The 18,176-nt window shown below is 60.7% G+C and carries 15 protein-coding genes and 3 pseudogenes; 8 read left to right on the forward strand and 10 right to left on the reverse strand.

Annotation, left to right across the window (positions count from 1 at the left end):
• The first annotated feature begins 130 nt into the window (after positions 1-130).
• Together FXB41_RS02835 and ribB are read left to right on the forward strand one after the other, a co-directional pair.
• Positions 131-688 carry an Lrp/AsnC family transcriptional regulator gene (locus FXB41_RS02835; protein WP_245285907.1) on the forward strand — a complete coding sequence of 186 codons (558 nt, stop codon included), beginning with the start codon at positions 131-133 and terminating at the stop codon, positions 686-688.
• Between the two features lie 143 nt (positions 689-831).
• Complete coding sequence (gene ribB, locus FXB41_RS02840) at positions 832-1,908, forward strand: 3,4-dihydroxy-2-butanone-4-phosphate synthase (protein WP_007594472.1); 1,077 nt, start codon at positions 832-834, stop codon at positions 1,906-1,908.
• Here ribB and FXB41_RS02845 read toward each other — a convergent pair.
• The gene (locus tag FXB41_RS02845) at positions 1,867-2,805 is read right to left on the reverse strand and encodes an AraC family transcriptional regulator (RefSeq protein ID WP_219679317.1); all 939 of its coding nucleotides are present in this window, start codon (positions 2,803-2,805) and stop codon (positions 1,867-1,869) included. The genes ribB and FXB41_RS02845 overlap by 42 nt on opposite strands.
• A gap of 90 nt (positions 2,806-2,895) precedes the next feature.
• On the opposite strand from FXB41_RS02845, the gene FXB41_RS02850 reads away from it, so the two are divergent.
• Genes FXB41_RS02850 through FXB41_RS02860 form a run of 3 tightly spaced genes read left to right on the forward strand, consistent with a single transcriptional unit; the run spans position 2,896 to position 6,079 of the window.
• The gene (locus tag FXB41_RS02850) at positions 2,896-4,965 is read left to right on the forward strand and encodes an FUSC family protein (protein ID WP_219679319.1); all 2,070 of its coding nucleotides are present in this window, start codon (positions 2,896-2,898) and stop codon (positions 4,963-4,965) included.
• Entirely contained in the window at positions 4,962-5,180 is a 219-nt protein-coding gene (locus FXB41_RS02855; RefSeq protein WP_219679320.1) for a DUF1656 domain-containing protein, read from the forward strand. The genes FXB41_RS02850 and FXB41_RS02855 overlap by 4 nt, the downstream gene beginning before the upstream one ends.
• Complete coding sequence (locus FXB41_RS02860) at positions 5,177-6,079, forward strand: efflux RND transporter periplasmic adaptor subunit (protein ID WP_219679322.1); 903 nt, start codon at positions 5,177-5,179, stop codon at positions 6,077-6,079. Before FXB41_RS02855 ends, FXB41_RS02860 begins: the two co-directional genes overlap by 4 nt.
• A gap of 1,047 nt (positions 6,080-7,126) precedes the next feature.
• Here the strand turns inward: FXB41_RS02860 and FXB41_RS40455 are convergent.
• Positions 7,127-7,375, reverse strand: a pseudogene (locus FXB41_RS40455) (oxidoreductase dimerization domain-containing protein); the annotation flags it as partial.
• A 311-nt stretch (positions 7,376-7,686) separates the two neighbouring features.
• On the opposite strand from FXB41_RS40455, the pseudogene FXB41_RS42135 reads away from it, so the two are divergent.
• From FXB41_RS42135 to FXB41_RS02880, 3 genes and pseudogenes are all read left to right on the forward strand, one after another.
• Positions 7,687-8,414 (forward strand): annotated as a pseudogene (locus FXB41_RS42135) (LuxR family transcriptional regulator).
• 87 nt (positions 8,415-8,501) lie between these two features.
• A pseudogene (locus tag FXB41_RS02875) lies at positions 8,502-9,133 on the forward strand (acyl-homoserine-lactone synthase).
• A gap of 84 nt (positions 9,134-9,217) precedes the next feature.
• Entirely contained in the window at positions 9,218-10,177 is a 960-nt protein-coding gene (locus FXB41_RS02880; protein WP_219679326.1) for a LysR family transcriptional regulator, read from the forward strand.
• Here FXB41_RS02880 and FXB41_RS02885 read toward each other — a convergent pair.
• From FXB41_RS02885 to trbE, 8 genes are all read right to left on the reverse strand, one after another.
• The gene (locus FXB41_RS02885) at positions 10,144-10,389 is read right to left on the reverse strand and encodes a DUF2274 domain-containing protein (RefSeq protein ID WP_007594481.1); all 246 of its coding nucleotides are present in this window, start codon (positions 10,387-10,389) and stop codon (positions 10,144-10,146) included. The genes FXB41_RS02880 and FXB41_RS02885 overlap by 34 nt on opposite strands.
• Before the next feature lie 3 nt (positions 10,390-10,392).
• Positions 10,393-11,601 carry a TraB/TrbI/VirB10 family type IV secretion system protein gene (locus tag FXB41_RS02890; protein WP_219679328.1) on the reverse strand — a complete coding sequence of 403 codons (1,209 nt, stop codon included), beginning with the start codon at positions 11,599-11,601 and terminating at the stop codon, positions 10,393-10,395.
• Positions 11,598-12,632 (reverse strand): P-type conjugative transfer protein TrbG, encoded by a 1,035-nt coding sequence (gene trbG / locus FXB41_RS02895; protein ID WP_219679331.1) that lies wholly within the window; start codon positions 12,630-12,632, stop codon positions 11,598-11,600. The genes FXB41_RS02890 and trbG overlap by 4 nt, the downstream gene beginning before the upstream one ends.
• Positions 12,629-13,312 carry a conjugal transfer protein TrbF gene (trbF, locus tag FXB41_RS02900; RefSeq protein ID WP_219679333.1) on the reverse strand — a complete coding sequence of 228 codons (684 nt, stop codon included), beginning with the start codon at positions 13,310-13,312 and terminating at the stop codon, positions 12,629-12,631. The genes trbG and trbF overlap by 4 nt, the downstream gene beginning before the upstream one ends.
• Positions 13,313-13,410: 98 nt before the next feature.
• Entirely contained in the window at positions 13,411-14,637 is a 1,227-nt protein-coding gene (gene trbL, locus FXB41_RS02905; protein WP_219679336.1) for a P-type conjugative transfer protein TrbL, read from the reverse strand.
• Positions 14,634-15,002 carry a putative entry exclusion protein TrbK-alt gene (trbK-alt, locus tag FXB41_RS02910; protein WP_007594492.1) on the reverse strand — a complete coding sequence of 123 codons (369 nt, stop codon included), beginning with the start codon at positions 15,000-15,002 and terminating at the stop codon, positions 14,634-14,636. The genes trbL and trbK-alt overlap by 4 nt, the downstream gene beginning before the upstream one ends.
• Positions 15,002-15,733 (reverse strand): P-type conjugative transfer protein TrbJ, encoded by a 732-nt coding sequence (gene trbJ, locus FXB41_RS02915; protein ID WP_219679338.1) that lies wholly within the window; start codon positions 15,731-15,733, stop codon positions 15,002-15,004. Before trbJ ends, trbK-alt begins: the two co-directional genes overlap by 1 nt.
• Positions 15,733-18,171: a conjugal transfer protein TrbE gene (trbE, locus tag FXB41_RS02920; RefSeq protein WP_219679340.1), complete on the reverse strand. Its 2,439-nt coding sequence runs from the start codon at positions 18,169-18,171 to the stop codon at positions 15,733-15,735. The genes trbJ and trbE overlap by 1 nt, the downstream gene beginning before the upstream one ends.
• Positions 18,172-18,176: the final 5 nt, after the last annotated feature.

Below are 18,176 nucleotides of genomic sequence, written 5' to 3' on the forward strand. Positions count from 1 at the left end.
GTCATCACCCCGCAAACGACGGTGATACGCGCTGCAGAAGACTGCCATAATTGGGAGATACGCGATGTCAACGACCTCTCTCGACAGAATAGATATCAAGATCCTCAACGAGCTCCAGCAGAATGCGAGCTTGACCAATGTCGAGCTCGCATCACGCGTGAATCTCTCGCCGTCGCCGTGTCTGGCACGCGTCAGAACACTCGAAAAGCTCGGTGTGATCGATCGACGGATCGCCCTTCTCGATCCCGCCGTGCTCGGCATTGGTGTAACGGCTTTCATCCAGATCAAGCTGGAAAAGCAGGTCCAGACGTCCCTCGAGAATTTCACACGATCCATCGACCGGCTGGCCCAGGTAATGGAATGCTATCTCATGACCGGTGAGAGCGACTACATGCTCCGCGTCATGGCGGCCGACATCGAAGATCTCGAAGACCTGATTGTCAACAAACTATCCCGCATCCCCGGCGTCAGCAGCATTCGATCAAATCTGGCCCTCAAGCGCATTTCGTACAAGACCGTGCTGCCGATCGACACCAATCGGCCGGTCACCGTCAAGGCTTGCGCCAACCCCTCGCGCCCTCTGGAGCGCTCACCAAGACCCCGATACGACCCAACTGGTCCTTTGCTGTCCGATGCGCCGATCGGGCTGGACACCAATCGTCCCAGCTACAGCGTGGAAAGACTATGAGGCGCCCCGCCATGCGCTCCGGCCAGTTGGACAATAATGGTGAAGTTAAGATCGGCAGAGTGCTCGAGCGGCGCTGCGAGCCTGACAATCCGCACAAGACCCAACGCGAGCACCCGTCGGTTCCAGCGAGCAGAGCGACCGAGATGACGGGTGTGATCGAAGCGGCCCTGCAGGCGCTCGCCGACGGCGAAATCGTCGTGGTCACCGACGACGACGATCGCGAGGGCGAAGGGGACCTCATCGTTGCCGCCTCGCGGTGTACCGCTGAGAAGATGGCCTTCATCATTCGCCATACATCGGGAATCGTCTGCGCTCCGATTACCCTCGAAGACGCGAGACGCCTGCGGCTTGACCCGATGGTTGTCAACAACGACTCGGCTCACACCACGGCGTTCACCGTGTCAGTGGACTACCGGCCGGATAACGGTACGGGCATCTCGGCCGAAGAGCGGGCCTCGTGCTGCCGTGCACTCGCCAACCCCAACGCCGGCGCCGGCGATTTTTGCCGGCCGGGACACGTCTTCCCGCTGATCGCAAAAGAAGGGGGCGTACTCATGCGCTCGGGTCACACCGAGGCCGCCGTCGACCTGTGCAGACTGGCAGGTCTCGAGCCGGTCGGCGTCATCAGCGAACTGATGAACGACGATGGCTCGGTGATGAAGGGGCCGCAAGTCGCGGCGTTCGCCGACAAGCACAAGCTGAAACAGGTCACCATCGCAGACCTCATCAGCTTCCGGCAGGCCCGCGAGACGCTGATCGAGCGCGTCTCGAGCGTCACGGCGGAGAGCCCGATCGGCCCGCTCCAGGGCTATTCGTATCGCTCGCCGTTCGACCCCATTCATCACGTCGCCTATATCTACGGAGAACTGGGCGACGGCACCAACGTCCTTACGCGCTTCTACAAACCCAACATCCTGCGCGATTTGTTCTCGGGTCAGGAACAGGCCAAGATGAACGTCATTCTGCAACGCTTCAAGGATAATGGCAGCGGCGTGCTCGTCTATCTGCGCGACGGCGCGGCGGGCGTTCCGCCTGCGCCGCTAGGCCCGATCAGTTCGCGCGAAGACGACCGTAATCGGCAATGGCGCGAGATCGGCGTCGGCGCCCAGATCCTGCGGGATCTCAAGATCAGCTCCATCCGTCACCTCACGTCGTCGACGCATCACTTCAAGGGACTGTCAGGCTTCGGCATCGAGATCGTCCGAAACGAAGCGCTCTAACTCCAGCCATCCGCGTTGCGAAAGTCCATTAAGCGCGTCCCGCACCTCAGGCATCCGGCGAAGCTTGCAGTTCGTCTCGCGGCAGGTCTCCCCCGGGCCAGCCTGGCCGGCCTCGCGCTCGGAGAAGTAGCGCGCCGGCGATTTGCCAAGCGCCTTCTTGAACATGGTGATGAACGCACTCACCGACTCGTAGCCGAGCGCCTCGGACACGGACTGAACCGTGTTGCCAGCAGACAATTTCTGGATGGCGACGATGATCTGAAGCTGCTGACGCCAGCGACTGAAGGTCATGCCGGTCTCGCCGAGCACAATGCGCATCAGCGTCCGCTCGCCGAGCGCGACGGCTTGCGCCCACTCCGCCACGGTCCTACGGTCGGCCGGATTGTCCATCAAGGCATCGGCGATCATACGCAGTTTCGAACTCCGCGTGATCGGAAGATGCAGCCGTTCGGTCGGCATGGCGATCAACTCGTTGAGGAGCACCGCGGCGATCCGCGCGGGCGGGCCGTCGGGATCGTAGAGCGGGGGCAGCGTCGCCATCCGATGGATCAGCTCGTGCAACAGCGGTGAGATCGACAGCGTGCAGCATTCCTGCGGCACGCTCGCCGCATCCATGTCCACATAGAGAAACAGCAGGCTGGCGTTGCCGCTGACGCGATTGCTGTGGGGCATACCGCCGGGAATCCAGACGCCGCAGCGCGGCGGGACCATCCACAGGCCGCTCGGCACTTCGCACGTCACACCGCCGCGCTGGGCGAGGACGAGCTGTCCCTTGCGATGGATATGAACCGGCAGTTCGTCCTCCTGCTCCCGGGTATCCACCATGCCGGCCACGATCGGACGGTCCAAAATGTCAGGATCGAACCGCCGATAGTGCTGATAGAGCGTGCCGCGCATTGTCATCCTTTAGCAATTAATTGGCAGAATAACGAAATTCTCTCGACGCAGCAAACCCTATGGTCTCCGTGCTTCACGGACGATCACATCATGCCTTCACCATTTCTGTCTCGGCTTCTCGCAGCAGCAGCGCCCGGCCGGCTCGATCCGAAATGGGCGCTGTTCTCGGCGAACTCCTTCATCGCGGCAATGCTCGCGATCTATTTTGCCTTCCGGCTCGGATTGGAGCGGCCGTATTGGGCGATGCTCACGGTCTATCTGACCGCACAGCCGTTCGCCGGCGCGGTTCGGTCACGCGCCGTCTACCGCTTTGTCGGGACATTGCTGGGCGCCTGCGCGGCGCTGGCGCTGGTCCCGATCCTGGTCGATCAACCCGCGTTATTGTCGGTTGCCGTTACCGCATGGGCCGGACTCTGCCTCTATATCTCCTTGCAGGACCGCACGCCGCGCAGCTATGCTTTCCTGCTGGCAGGCTACACCGCGACGACAATCGCGTTCTCGAGCGTCCACGTTCCGGCGATGGTATTTGTGACCGCGCTGTCGCGTGTCGAGGAGATCCTGCTCGGCATCGGCTGTGCGACCCTGGTGCACACCCTGCTGTTCCCGCGCGACGTCACTACTCCTGTGCTGAAATCCCTCTGCGCCGCATTGTCGGACGCCTTCGCCCGGACCACCGATGTGCTCTGCGCGCGCGTCGACAAGGCACCGAATACGGGGCGCTGGAAGCTCGCTGCGGACATCACGCAAATCGAGATCCTGTCGACGCACCTGCGCTACGACACCGCCGCGAGCAAGCCGGACCTGCGCGCCATCGGTGCCGTGCAGGACCAGCTCGCATTGGTCTTGCCGATGCTGCTGTCGGTGGAGGACGGACTCGCCGCCTTGGGAGAGCGGCGCTCGGCCGAGTTGAACCACCTGCTGTCTGAACTCGCCGACTGGACACGTGCGCCAGAGCGATCACCGGCCACTTCCGACGAACTGATCAGAAAGTGCACATCGTTCGAAGCGACCTGTTGCAACGATCGCAGCGAATGGGATCGGCTGATCGAGGCCGGAACCGCGGCCAGATTGGCCACGCTGATCGAAGCGCTGGCTGCCGCGCGAAACCTGTCGCGCGCATTGCACAGCGGTGCTCACCCTGCCATTTGGAGCCAAGCTAGCCTGCGGGATCGACACGTGAGGCGACGCCTGCACAGCGATCCCGGCCTTGCCGTTCTGTCGGTCGTGGCTCTTGGCGTCGCCGTGCTCGGCTGCTGCACGGTCTGGATCACGACGGCCTGGCCGGAAGGCGGCGTCGCCACGCAAATCGCCGCCATCGCCGCGGCGCTCTACAGCAGCCTCGACGATCCCGCGCCAACGCTGATTTGCTCCGCGCTCTGGACGCTGGCCTGCCTGCCGATCGCCGCGATCTACCTGTTCGTGATCTTCCCGGCCATCACCGGCTTTCCGATGCTGGTGTTCTCGCTGGCGCCGACCTTTCTGGTGATCGGCTATCTGCAGGCCAATCCCCGGCATTTCATCAAGGCGCTGGCGCTCGGTCTCGGACTGATCAGCGCGCTCGACCTCCAGAACAAATTCAGCGCCGACTTCGCTCTGTTCATCAATAGCAATGCGGCTGCGATGATCGGACTTCTCACAGCGTTCATCGCAATTCGATTGCTGCGTTCACTGTCGGCATCGGGAGCGGCGCAGCGTCTGCTGCGCCACGGCTGGTCCGATCTGGCGAGGCTGGCTGCTGCACGGCGGCCGATGAGCCGCGCCAGATGGACCAGCATCATGCTTGATCGATTCGGCCTGGTGATCCCTCGGCTGGCTGGCGCGACGACGGACATCGCGGTGGAAGCCCGTCCTTTGGCCGCGCTGCAAATCGGCCTCGATCTGCTCGCGCTCAGGCAAGCCGCAGTGCACGAGGACGAGCGCAGCGACCCTGGCCTCCAGCAGCTTCTGCCGATGCTGTCGCAGGCATTCCGCTGGCTGGCCCGCGGCAACGCGAAACTGAAGCCTGACGATGCGCGCGCCCTTCTGGCCGCGATCGACAACGCGCTGTGCGACACGCGCAAAGACACGACCGCCTGCCAGCAGCGAACGCTCGCGCTGATCGGCCTGCGTCGGACGATGTTTCCGGATGCTCATGCTTTGTCCAGAAAGGCCATGCCATGAACGAGGAAATCGCCATTGCCGGCGCCTACGTTCCGACGTTTGCGCTGGCCTGTGCTTGTGCGCTCGCGGCCTGCTTTATCGCCTCCGCGGCCAACCGCAAATTCATCGGCGTCCATATTCGAAGGTATGCGTGGCACCCCGCGCTGTTCGACTTCGCCGTCTTCGTCATTCTGACCAAGATCTTCTACGCTGTTCTGGGAAAGCTGCCGCTATGACAACGATGAGTTCGATGTTTCCCCGCATGATGCTCACTGTCCTGATGGTGAGCGTCGCGGCACCGGTCGGCATCGGCATGTGGGAGCATTATGAGGCGGCGCCATGGACACGGGACGGCCGCGTCCGCGCCGACATCATCGCCGTTGCCGCCGATGTCTCCGGGCTGGTCGACGAGGTGCTGGTCCGGGACAATCAGGTCGTCCGCAAGGGCGATATCTTGCTGCGGCTGAATCCCGACCGTTTCCGCCTCGCCGTCCAACAAGCAGAGGCGTCTCTGGCCAACCGCGAAGCCGCCGCGGAGAAGGCAGCGAGCGACCGCGCACGATACGAGAAGCTGAGCGAAGGTGTCGTGTCGCAGCAACAGCGCGAGACGATCCGCGCTACGGATTTGCAAGCCAAGGCGCTTTATGGTGAGGCCGTGGCCGACCTTCAGATCGCGCGGCTCGATCTCGATCGATCCGAAATCCGGGCGCCCGCGAACGGCCGCGTGACCAATTTCGATTTACGGCCCGGCACCTATCTCGCCGCGGGGCGCGGCATCATGGCGCTGATCGACATCGACACCGTGCGTGTCGAAGGCTATTTCGAGGAGACCAAGATCCCGCGGATCCACCTCGGTGACGCCGTTGACGTGAAGCTGATGAGCGGAACGACGCTGAGCGGTCGGGTCGAGAGTATCGCTGGCGGAATCGAGGACCGCGATCGAAGTTTGGGGTCAAGCCTGCTCGCCAGCGTCAATCCATCGTTCTCCTGGGTCAGGCTCGCCCAGCGCATTCCGGTTCGGGTCCGCATCCCGCGCAAAGATGTCGATCGCCTGATCGTCGGAACGACTGCGACGGTGCAAGTCAATGTTGGAAACCGCAACGCACCGCCAAACACCATGGACGTTCTACGGTAACGCTCGGTAACGCGTTCAGCCGGAGCCAAGAAAATCTAATGAGAGCAAAGCTGAATGGCGCGCCCGGAACGATTCGAACGTCCGCTCCTTAGATTCGTAGTCTGGTCCGGAGCATAGAAACAACTAGCGTTTGTTACCGTAAGCGCAAGCAAGAATCGCGAAATAGCGCCGTTTCGCCGCGGCACCAGATGTAGCCAGACCTTGAGAAAGGGCCCGCCGATCGCGCCGGGCCAAGTAGAGGCAGGAAACGAAAGATCGGATATCTTTCGCAAACGCCGAATGCAGAATTCGATCGCGGAAATCTAACGAACGACATCGGGCAGCATACTATCGTGCACATCAGACCGCATTTTGTGCTGAAGTCCGCAGCTCTCAGCGCCATTTTCGGCATTTGACGCGAGGTACGATTTCGACTGCACCAAAAAGCGCGCGCGAAACTTGAAGGGTCCCGATCACCAGGCTCCGCACGTCCAGAACAGCTCATTTCATCGCCCGGCTCAGATCTCGCAATGCCCGCGCCGCCATACCTGCTTTTGCAATTCAGAGCTCCCAATCGCCGAGGGTTCTGCCGAGGATGACTGCCTGGGTTCGCGTTGCGATGATGAGTGTCCATTCCTTTAAATCGCGCGCTGACGAAATCGCGCCTATTTCCCGAGGTACTGTCCTCGATCGTCTCTACCTAGCGCGCGGAGCGTCTTTCTTCTGAAGCTCGACAGGTCGAACAGGAGCCTAGGCACTTTTTCCAGCGCCATCGCCTTGCCTTCGATTGCGAGATGTAGAACTCGCACCAATCTGGCAAGACCGAGTTCTACAAATGCGACCGAACATGCGGATCATTCCCAATCCTGAGCTGGCTGTCTGCAATGACGATGGATGCTGCTAGATCAGGTCTTCTCTCCAGAACGACGTATCGACATGCCGCGGCAAATTCCTCCTCCTGAACGCTCAAAGGTACCTTGACCTCCCTCCGAGAAGTTCCCGCCATATTCGGGTCCCATATGAACGATCGGCAGCGAGACACCTGATGCAGGCTCATGTTTTGAATTTCTAGTGGCTCGCGCGCTTGGTCGACCTCTTCGCTCCCGGCAACACATCCGTGCAAACACCTTCGTACTTCGGCAGCAAGGCCTATTGTTTCTCCGAACGTCGGATGCGGATGAATGGTTTTGCTGATATCAATTGCATCGGCGCCCATCTCGAACGCCGGACAGGTTCTCCGATCATGTCGCCAGCCTGCGGGCCAACGATCACACCGTCGATGATCCGGCGAGTCTCTTGGTCGATGATCAGCTTGGTCGGCAAACTGGCCTTTCTGGCCGGTCAACGCAGTGTCCCGGCACATGCAGGCCCCTGGCCAGTTGCATAGCCGCATCACATTCGGCGCTTTGGGGGTGACGGCTGCGATTTCGGCACAAAATGCCGGGGTCGTTATGAGAATAGGCAAAGACAAACTGTACGAGACACGACGTTGTGGTGTTTGGTACAAGAGCGTTTTGCCCTGACTTCACTGGCCGCGAAGCGCGGCTCTTTGGTCACTTGTTGTGGGCACAATCAACGAATTGGGCGAGATCTCTGCTCTCGCACCATGCACGGCTTGCTTGGCAGCGATGCACCGCATCTTTCAAAATTTCATTGATCTCCTAGCGACCGCAGAAGATCTCCAAGACTTCTCCAAAGCCATGGCGGACACAGCGACCGCTTTGGACCTATCGTGTTTTGCCTATCTAGCTCTCCAGCACTCAAGCAAAGGCAAACCGCGCCTAATCTCTACATATCCATCGCGGTGGGTAGCACACTATCTACGAAGCAATTATCAAGTGCTTGATCCCGTCATCGGAGAAGCTCTTCGAAACCCCGAGCCCTTTCGATGGGGGTTAATTTCAACTCGAAGTTCACATCGAAAGCACAGCATCGGCTTTTCGAAGAGGCCGCAGAATTCGGAATTCGGTTTGGCTTTACGGTGCCCATTCACGATGGCCACGGCCCCATCGCTGCATTGACCTTTGCCGTTGACCAGAGCCGCCCACAATTCGAACGGTTCATTGAATCGCATGGACGCGTTCTTCAGCTTATGGCGATGTATTTCCATGCTCATACCCGCCGAAAGCTAGCAAATGTACACGAAATAGAGGGGGCATGCCTATCCCCGCGCGAGTTCGAATGCTTGGAGTGGGCAGCTCGGGGCAAGAGCGCTTGGGAGATTGGATGCATTCTCGGCATCTCGCGCAACACGGTTGCCTTCTACCTAGAAGGCGCGAAGAAAAAACTCGGTGTTCGGACGATTGTGCAAGCGGTAGCCCGCTTAGCCGCCGTGAAAAGAAAAGGGCAAAATTAGGGGCGCAGCCCCCTACAACTACAGGTAATGACTTAAGACCCGTGATCCGCTCCAAAGGTGACGATGTACACACCCCTTGGAGGGACTATGATTCAGCTAATCACACCGTCCTTGTATGGCCAGTTCGCCGAAACTCTCGCCGAAATGCATCGGTTACGATATCGCGTTTTCAAACATCGCATGGCATGGGACGTTCAAACCAGCGGCGACATGGAGATCGACGATTTCGATGCACTGCATCCCGCTTACCTAGTCCAGCTATGTGACAACGGGCAGGTGCAAGGTTCCGTACGCCTTCTCCCCACACTCGGCCCGACCATGCTTTGCGAAACTTTCCTACGCTTCTTGAAAACCAACCCGCGCCGTCAACTCCTCTCGTTTGGGAAAGTAGTAGATTCGCAATCGATGTTGCTGCCGATGCTCCGAAGGGAGATCACGGTCTTACTCGTGCTGCTTACGAGCTATTTGCGGGAATGGTCGAGTTCGGACTCTCAAGACAACTCACTGACATCGTTACCGTCACGGACGTCCGTATTGAGCGAATCCTTCGACGAGCCAGTTGGCCCCTGCGGCGCATTGGCAATCCTTCCGCCATTGGCAACACCTTAGCCGTGGCCGGTTACCTCGAGATTTCGCGCGATACTCTGGCCAGCCTTCGTAAAGCCGGCGGGCTTTCGGCACCGGCCCTTTGGACGCCAGTAATCTCCGCGGCCGCATAGGACGATCCAGGCCAACAAACGATATGCCCGTCCCCGCCTAGAGCGGGGACGGGTATCTTGCGGTTCGCTTACCGAGCTATGAACATGACGGAAATTGAGACCAGGAACGACCAGCGAAACGCAGCGAGAGCTATTGACCTGCAACAGCTTCGACTCGCGGTCGCCGCTTGTGACTACGGTAGCTTTCGACGAGCCGCGGAAGCGCTTTCAATCAAGCACACCGCGTTCAGCCGTGCTATCGGTCAGCTCGAGCACCTCGTGGGCACTTCACTGTTTGAGCGCTCAAGCGGGGGTATCAAGCCTACGTTGACCGGATGCGCAATTTTGCGCATTGCACGGCTAATACTGGAGCAGGTCGACATGCTCGTTGATGCCGGAAGGTCCGGTGGCCGCGGCGATACTGGCCATCTTGTCGTCGGTTTCTTCACATCCATGTCCACCGGCAATTTGCGAGCGACGATAGGTGAGCTCAAGAAGCTGCTACCAGGGCTTGAACTGGCAACGATCGAACGCTCACGCTTTCGTTTGATGACTGCCCTCGGTAACGGAACCGTCGACGTTGTCGTTAGCCCTGGACGTCCGGCTTCAAAGGACACAAGATCACTATTGCTCTGGAGCGAACGCATCCTGATCTCGCTGCCGCAGGATCATGTCTTGGCGGCACGCGAGATCGTCTATTGGACAGATTTGCGTAACGAAAAGATCCTCCTAAGTGAGTATGATCCAGGACGAGAGCTCGAGGATCTTTTGATTTCGAAGCTCGTACTACCCGACGATCGGCCCAAGGTAGAGCGCCATGACGTAAGCCGCGGCATTATCAAGAGTCTTACGAGTATGGGCATGGGGCTCAGTCTGGCTATGGAATCGGATATTGGCACAAGCTTCGCTGGCGTTGTGTACCGAGAGTTGCAGGACGGAACGGGACCAAGCCGGGTGGACTTCTATGCGCATTGGCGCGAAGACAATCAGAATCCGGCTCTGAAGCGTTTCCTCAATCTGTTGGCAGAACGCTATCCCTCGCCTCCGCCAACACCCGGGGCGTGACCGGCCCGTCTCGCTTTTGCAAATCCGCGGTCCGTGGCCATGAAGCGGGCCAGCATCGGCGCGACAAGCTTTGCCGGATCGATCCGCTGCCCGCTTTCGCGCGCCATGGCCTCCGCATAGGCGACAAGATCCCGATGCACTGATGCCGGAAGTTCAGTGGTGACCTTGACCGGTTTGTCGTCGGGCAGCGCTCCTATTCTAAGCTTTGGCATCTCCTACCCTCCGTAAGGCGCAAGTATAAGGTCACGATTGACGACAACGCGAACTGGGAAGCCGGGTCGCACGGTAAGAGTAGGCTGAATGTTGAGGCTGCGCCGAACTACCTGCTGCCCGGTTTGGTTCAGTGAATCCGAGGCGCCGTGGCGCAATGCCTGGATAATTGCGCTGTCGCTGCTGTTGGTGTCCGAACCGGCGCCAAGTTCAGTCCCGACCGCCAAGAAGGTCGATAGTGCCGCGGCCTTGAACAGTTCACCCCAATGATTGTCGACCTGGTCTTCGAGCCCGGCGTAGCCTGAGGCGTCTGCACCAGGCTGCCGCTCCAGAACAATTGAGCGGCCGTTCGGCATGATCAGCCGCGTCCAGACCAGCAGAACGCGGGACTGGCCGAACGAAACCTGGCTGTCATAACTGCCAATTAGCTTCGCTCCTTGTGGCACGAGCAAAAAGCGGCCAGTTGGAGAATCGTATATGTTCTCCGTCACCTGCGCCGCGATTTGTCCCGGAAGATCTGATCTGATCCCCGTCAGCAATGCGCCCGGAACAACAGTCCCAGCCTGCACGATATACGGTGAAGCCGGCCTGGTGATGCGGTCAGGGCTGACCGTGCGACGGTCCACAGAAGCGTTCACAAAGGCAAGCTTCCTGTCCTGGCCGTTTTGGGTGAATCCATCGTCGCTGTTGCCTGGACCCGCTGGCATGATGCGGTCGCTCCCTACAGCCGTGGTGGCAGGGGGGCGCGCATCTCGTCCGTTGGCCGAAGCAAACAGATGGCTGACACGAGCGGCTTCTGTTTCCTGGTCTCGTCGCTGTTGGTCTGGATCGGCGCCGCTCGGTGCCAGCTGGCCTTGAGCTGCAAGGATCGGCCGGCCAAGGTCGCCAGGCAGCGGGGGACCAAGCTGCGGGACGGATTGCCGTGCAGCGCCAGCGTAGTCCTTCGGCAGCGCGGTGATGCCATCGGCAACGTTGTGATGGTCGGTGCTGTAGAGTTCGTCCGCCGTCTGGGATCGGAGATGGTTGCTCTGCAGCGACCACAACACGACTCCGCTGATGACAAGCAATGCGAAGGTCGTTCCGCCAGCTAGGACCTTCCGCGACAGGCGCGTCACGCGCGGAGGCTCAGCCCTCAGCCGAAATCGCTCGGTTGGCTCGCCCAAGGGTGGGGCCGGAGCCGCATGTCCCTCATCATTTGCGTTCAGGGTGTTCATGACGAGGGCCTCCCGTCGGTCCTGACAATCCTGACCTTCTGCTGGTGCTCTCCGCCAAGGCGAAGCTCGGCGGCCGCGAAGAGCCGATCGACGATCAGCACGTTGCCATAGGCGCGATAGTTAACCAGTTCGGTCTTACCTTCAGAGCCGATCACGAACAGCGGGGGCATTTCACCTTGCACGATGCCGGCCGGGAATTCGACATAGACCTTGCGGCCATCGTCATAGGCGACAAGCGGCCGCCAAGGTGGACTGTCCCCCTCAATCGCGTAACGAGCGATACGCTGCTCCGGATCCGGAAGAACGGGCTTCAGAGCAGCTGAACGCGATCGCTGGCGTACCGTCTCCGGATAGTACCAAGCAACGGATGGCATGTACGGCCGCTCGCGGGAGCGGAGCTCGATCAGATAGGTACGGCGGTCGGTGTTGACGACGAGATTCGTCTCGATTGAGGCCCGCGTTGGCTTGACCAGGATATGGACGCGCCGCGCGTCGCCGCTCCCACTTTCGGTATCGCCCACGACCCAGCGTACGGTATCTCCGGCCGCGATTGGTCCTGATCCCGTTAGCTGTTCTCCTTCCTCGAGTGCAATATCCGTGACCTGTCCAGGCGCAGCGTAGATCTGATAGAGAGCTCCGGGACTGTACGTGTAGATCTGCGCAGCGTTGAAATACCCGCGCTTGCGCGGTTCGACCCGCGCTGCGCTGTTTGCCGTCTCAACCCGGGTCACGGGTTCAGCATCTTCCTTCCCTCCCGACTTGCCGCCGAGAACCGGCTTCCAGAGCGGTGGAATGTGAAGCGGTCGCGATCTGTCGTCCAGAGGCACTGGAGGCGCCGGCAGCGGCGGGACTTCCGCGTCATAGCCGATCTCCGGCGGGATATAGGTCGCGCACCCACCGAGCGCCGACGAGCAAAGCAAGAGCGCTGACAGAAGTGCTCGCCTTGAGGTCACGAACCGGGAGCAAGCCGAGTTGCCCCTGATCTGCGGGAAAGGACGATCCGAATGAACGTCATGCGTCGTGTTGGTCACTGGCTCAACTCCTTCGACCAGTTGATGGCGCGGACGTAGACGCCAAGAGGATTTTTGCGCAGGCGTTCGGCATCGCGCGGCGTCTCGATCACGATCGAGAGAATCGCAGTCCAGCGCTCGGTCGAGCTCAACGAGCCGCTATCGCAAATGCGCTGAGTCCACGCGACCCGAAAGCTCTCCGACGAAGCGCGAATGACGCTCGATACGTCGACGGAGATTTGGGCCTTACCCAACTTGGCAAAGGGGTCATTGCTGCGCGCATAGTCATTCAGCGCTGCGGCGCCACGATCGGTCGTAAAATCATAGGCCCGGAGCCAGTTTTGGCGCAGAACGATGCCGTCGGCGGGTAGGCCTCTGACGTCCTCGATAAAGCGCGCCAGATGGTAGGCGATCTGCGCATCAGTGGGTTGATAATCGATGTTGGCAGGCGCAACCCTTTGGGCCTGACCGAGATGGTCCACTTCAACCACCCACGGCGTGATCGAGCCTTGGCTCGATTGCCAAACGAGGCTCCCTGCGAGACCGGCTGATAACATCAAGCAGCCGAACGCCATCAAGCGCCAGTTCTTGGCCTGCACGCGGGCGGATCCAATGCGTTCGTCCCAAACCTGCGCTGCCTTTTGGTAGGGCGTGATCGGCTCGGGCATACGCCCGTAGTGTACGGAAGGTCGTCTGAACATCGATAGTTGCCCCTGAGATCAAGTGATCGTTTCGAGTTGTTCGGTGTCTGCGTTTCAGTCTGTCGCGCAGCGGCTGGCGAAGGCGCAGTGGCTAAGTGTCAGCGCTCTCCCTCAGACAAATCGACGGAAGAGCCGCCGCCACCGTGATCGCCCGAGCGGACCGCGTGGCCCACTGCCGACGCACCGTGCCGAATAGTCTCGGCACGCTTCATGCGGCGCGCCCAATCAGGCTGCCCTTCAGCCGAGGTGCTCGCGGCCTGCTCGCCCGCTTGCCTACCCCCGAAGGCGGCCGCCGCACGACGCAGGGGACTTATGGCAGCTGAAGTGCCAGCCTCCGCGACGCCAGCAAGGCCGCCACTTCGACAGGCGGCGGATGCGCCGCTCAAGACGGCACCGCCACCACGCGCGGCGCCTGCCATCGCGCCGCCAGCGACACCAGCACCGCCGGCGGCGAGACCTGCGCCAGCCGCAACAATGCCGCCGGCGGCAAGCCCCGTTCCAATCGCGGCGCCGGCGCCGAGCTGCGGCCCGCCGGATACCAGGCCGTTTGCGATTCCTGGACCGAAGATACCCAGCCCGAGCAAGGAGAGCGCCGCGAGCACCAAGGTCATCGCGTCCTCAATGGTCGGCTGTGCGCCGCCGAAGCCAGTGGTGAACTGCGAGAACAGAGTCGATCCAATGCCGACAATGACGGCCAGGACTAGGACCTTGATGCCGGAGGATATGACGTTGCCCAGGACCCGCTCTGCCGCGAAGGCGGTCTTGCCAAACAAGCCAAAGGGAATGAGGACGAAGCCGGCCAGCGTCGTGAGCTTGAACTCGATCAGGGTGACGAAAAGCTGGATCGCCAGAATGAAGAAGGCGAGCAGCACCACGACCCAGGCGAACAGGAGAACGACGATCTGAACGAAATTCTCGAAGAAACTGATGTAGCCCATCAGGCTCGAGATTGAGTCGAGAAGCGGCCGGCCGGCATCCAGGCCGACTTGAGCGATCTTTCCCGGTCGTAAGAAATCTGCCACGGAGAGGCTTGCGCCGGACGCTTTCAGCCCAAGACCGGCAAAGCTCTCGAAGACGACGCGCGCCAGGCTATTCCAGTTGCCGATGAGGTAAGCAAAGACTCCGACAAAGAGCGTCTTCTTGACGAGGCGCGCGATGATGTCCTCGTCCGGCCCCCAACTCCAGAATAACGCGGCGAGAGTGATGTCGATCGTCGCAAGGGTCGTTGCGAGATATCCGACATCGCTACCCAGCAGCCCGAAGCCGTTGTCGATATGGCGCGTGAACGTTTCCAGGAACTGGTCGATGATTCCGGCGCCGGTCATGGCTTGCTCGCGTCAGGTGTCGCCAGGGGCGGATATCCTTGCGGCATCCGACTCTGATCCTTTGGGGCGGGCGCCAAGCCTGCGACGGAATCATCGTGGCCAGGAACCGCTGGACTGTCTTTCCTGCCAAAGAAGCGACGCCGGTTTTCGTCCCAAACCCGCTTGCAACGTTGATACCCTGCCGTGTCCTCCGAAGTGACGCTGCGGCAGCGTGCGAGGTCTGAGCTCGTTGCACTCGTCGTCTGCTCTGCCTTGGGCGCAGGAGACTCCTCTGCACCACGGAGCTGTATCGTGCATGCAGCGACCGCGAATACGCCGATTGTCGTAAGCAGCGACAACGCCTTGAACGCTCTTACATCGGTCATCAGTGGAACATCCGCACGTCTTGGGACTGATAGCCCTGTCCGGGGGTCAGGAACCGCCTGAGCTGTTCTCGCCCCTGATCCTGGGCCGAGGCGCGCTGAGCTGCTTCAAGGCTCTGCGCCCTGCCCTGCGCCGCCACCGCAGCCGTAAGATCGGCGAGTTGTTGCGCCTGGAGGGCCAGGATCTGATTGCCGGCCTGTGTTGCCTGCAGGGCACCACTGGCACCCTGGCTCGACGTTACGAGCGCTGAGGTCTGGATGCGATTGGTGTCGAGGTTGCCGACCACGCCGGCCTGGACGCGAAGAGAATCCTGCAGTGCAGCAACAGAGTTTTGCCACCGCGATTGAGCGTTGGTGATCAAAACCTGGTTGGACTGGCTGCCGGTGACCGGCGCATAGCTGGTCGAGAACGCGCGATCGATCTGTTGGACGTCGTAGGCGATCCTCTGGGCTTGGGCCAGCAATTGCTGGGTCCGCTGGATCGAGGATTGTAGTTGCTGCAGCGACGAAGACGGCAGGCTTGCCAAGTTCTTCGCCTGATTGATCAGCATCTGCGCCTCGTTCTGCAACGAGGTGATCTGATTGTTGATCTGCTGGAGCTCCCGCGCCGCGGTCAGGACATTCTGAACGTAGTTATTGGGATCGAATACGATCCACTGCGCCCGCGCGGGCACCGTGACGCCAAGCACCGACGCGACTGTGCCAGCAGCCACCAATAGGCCGAGACGCCTCATTACGATTTCTCCAGATTGACGAGATTGGGGATCAGATCGATGACCCAGGCGACGCCATGCTGCTGGAGCCAGGCCGGCACGAACCCGTCAAGTCCATGCTCGGAGAGAAGCTGCGCGATCGCAGCCTGGTCGGTCTTGGAAGAGGCTGCGGTGAACGCGAGCGCAACTTCACCAAGGCCAAGTTCGAACATCCGATTGCCGCGACGGGACTGGCAATAATAGTCGCGCTTTGGCGTTGCCCGGCTCAGAAGCTCGATCTGACGGTCATTGAGGCCGAAACGGCGGTAGATGGCAGTGATCTGCGGTTCGATCGCCCGTTCGTTCGGCAGCAACAGGCGCGTTGGGCAGCTTTCGATAATCGCCGGCGCGATCGAAGAGCCATCAATGTCAGAAAGCGACTGGGTGGCGAAGATGACGGACGCGTTCTTCTTGCGAAGCGTCTTCAGCCATTCCCGGAGTTGCCCCGCAAAATCCTCGTCATCGAGGGCAAGCCAACCCTCGTCGACAATCAGGAGTGTCGGCCGGCCATCGAGACGATCACCAATACGATGGAAGAGGTACGTCAGCACGGCCGGCGCGGCACTCGTTCCGATCAATCCTTCGGTCTCAAACGCCTGGACCGAGGCTTCGCCAAGGCGTTCGAATTCGGCATCAAGCAGTCGCCCTGAGGGACCGCCGAGGCAATAAGGTTGCAAGGCGCGTTTCAGGGAGTTCGATTGCAGGAGGACCGACAGGCCGGTCAACGTGCGTTCCTGCCTCGGCGCCGAGGCGAGAGAGGTCAGCGCCGACCACAGGTGATCCTTGACCTCCGGCGTGATCTCGACCTTTTCCCGCGCCAGGATCGCGCCGATCCATTCCGTGGCCCATCCGCGCTCGGAAGGGTCGTCGATCCAGGCCAGCGGTTGCAACGCAACGAGTTCATCACCTCCGTCGGACAATGCGCCGCCGAGGTCATGCCAATCGCCGCCCATGGCAAGCGCGGTTGCCCGGATCGACCCGCCAAAATCGAACGCAAAGACCTGAGAGCTCGGGTAACGGCGGAACTGCAGCGCCATCAGCGCCAGCAGTACAGATTTGCCAGCTCCCGTCGGTCCCACCACCAGAGTATGGCCGACATCGCCAACGTGGAGCGAGAATCGGAACGGTGTCGAGCCCTCGGTCTTGCCGAACAGGAGGGGTGGACCCTTGAAGTGCAGGTCGCTCGCCTCGCCGGCCCATACGGCCGACATCGGGATCATATGGGCGAGGTTGAGGGTCGAAACCGGAGGCTGCCGCACATTGGCGTAGACGTGCCCGGGCAGACTGCCGAGCCAGGCTTCTACGGCGTTTACCGTCTCGATCATGCAGGTGAAATCGCGGCCCTGAATGACCTTCTCGACCAGCCGGAGCTTTTGATCGGCAGCATTGGGATCGCCGTCCCATACGGTGATGGTCGCCGTGACAAAGGCCTGTCCGATCTGATCAGAACCCAATTCCTGCAGCGCCGCGTCGGCGTCTATTGCCTTGTTGTGGGCGTCAGTATCGAGCAGCGTCGACGCCTCGTTGGTCATGACCTCCTTGAGAATGGCGCCGATGGACTTTCGCTTGGCGAACCACTGCCGGCGAATTTTGGTCAGCAGCTTGGTGGCATCGGTCTTGTCGAGCATGATCGCCCGGGTCGACCAGCGATACGAGAATGGGAGGCGATTAAGTTCGTCCAGAATTCCCGGCGTCGTCGCGCCGGGAAAGCCGACAATCGTAAGAACTCGTACATTGGCTGACCCCAGCATCGGCTCAAGCCCGCCGGTCAGCGGCTGGTCGGCCAACAGCGCATCGACGTACATCGGAATTTCGGGCACTCGAACGCGGTGCCGTTTGGTCGAGATCGTCGAGTGCAGGTAGGTCAGCGTGTCCTGATCATCGAGCCAGGCACACTCGGGCATAAACCCTTCAACGAGTTGAAGCACGCGGTTGGTTTGGTCGACAAACCCGCGGAGAACCTCGCGCGCGTCGGCTCCGACGGTGCGATCGCGGCCCTCATAGAGCAGTCGCTCTGCCCTGGCGGCCCCCTCCTCCGGCGGCAGATAGAGGAAAGTCAGAAAATAGCTGGACTCATAATGGGCACCGGCCTCTTCGAACTGAGCCCTGCGCTCGGCGTCGACCAGTGCGGATGCGACATCAGGAAAGGTGTTCGGCGGGTAAGCACCCGCAAAATGGCGCTGCGCCTCAACGAATAAGGCCCAGCCGGACCCGAGACGGCGCAAGGCGTTGTTCAGACGACCGGCGACGGCGATAAGCTCAGCCGGCACTGCGCTGTCGAGGTCAGGTCCCCGGAACTTGGCTGTCCGCTGGAACGAACCGTCCTTGTTCAGGATGATGCCCTCGTCGACGAGAGCTGTCCAAGGCAGGAAATCGGCGAGACGGGCGTTGGAATGGCGGTATTCGGCGAGGTTCATCATGATCG

The organism is Bradyrhizobium canariense, assembly GCF_019402665.1.
Taxonomy (GTDB): Bacteria; Pseudomonadota; Alphaproteobacteria; order Rhizobiales; family Xanthobacteraceae; genus Bradyrhizobium; species Bradyrhizobium canariense.

Coding starts and splice junctions, on each gene's coding strand:
- ribB (WP_007594472.1), top strand. CDS start 832: ATGACGGGTGTGATCGAAGCGGCCCTGCAGGCGCTCGCCGACGGCGAA.
- FXB41_RS02845 (WP_219679317.1), bottom strand. CDS start 2,805: ATGCGCGGCACGCTCTATCAGCACTATCGGCGGTTCGATCCTGACATT.
- FXB41_RS02850 (WP_219679319.1), top strand. CDS start 2,896: ATGCCTTCACCATTTCTGTCTCGGCTTCTCGCAGCAGCAGCGCCCGGC.
- FXB41_RS02855 (WP_219679320.1), top strand. CDS start 4,962: ATGAACGAGGAAATCGCCATTGCCGGCGCCTACGTTCCGACGTTTGCG.
- FXB41_RS02860 (WP_219679322.1), top strand. CDS start 5,177: ATGACAACGATGAGTTCGATGTTTCCCCGCATGATGCTCACTGTCCTG.
- FXB41_RS02880 (WP_219679326.1), top strand. CDS start 9,218: ATGACGGAAATTGAGACCAGGAACGACCAGCGAAACGCAGCGAGAGCT.
- FXB41_RS02885 (WP_007594481.1), bottom strand. CDS start 10,389: ATGCCAAAGCTTAGAATAGGAGCGCTGCCCGACGACAAACCGGTCAAG.
- FXB41_RS02890 (WP_219679328.1), bottom strand. CDS start 11,601: ATGAACACCCTGAACGCAAATGATGAGGGACATGCGGCTCCGGCCCCA.
- trbF (WP_219679333.1), bottom strand. CDS start 13,312: ATGTTCAGACGACCTTCCGTACACTACGGGCGTATGCCCGAGCCGATC.
- trbL (WP_219679336.1), bottom strand. CDS start 14,637: ATGACCGGCGCCGGAATCATCGACCAGTTCCTGGAAACGTTCACGCGC.
- trbK-alt (WP_007594492.1), bottom strand. CDS start 15,002: ATGACCGATGTAAGAGCGTTCAAGGCGTTGTCGCTGCTTACGACAATC.
- trbJ (WP_219679338.1), bottom strand. CDS start 15,733: ATGAGGCGTCTCGGCCTATTGGTGGCTGCTGGCACAGTCGCGTCGGTG.
- trbE (WP_219679340.1), bottom strand. CDS start 18,171: ATGATGAACCTCGCCGAATACCGCCATTCCAACGCCCGTCTCGCCGAT.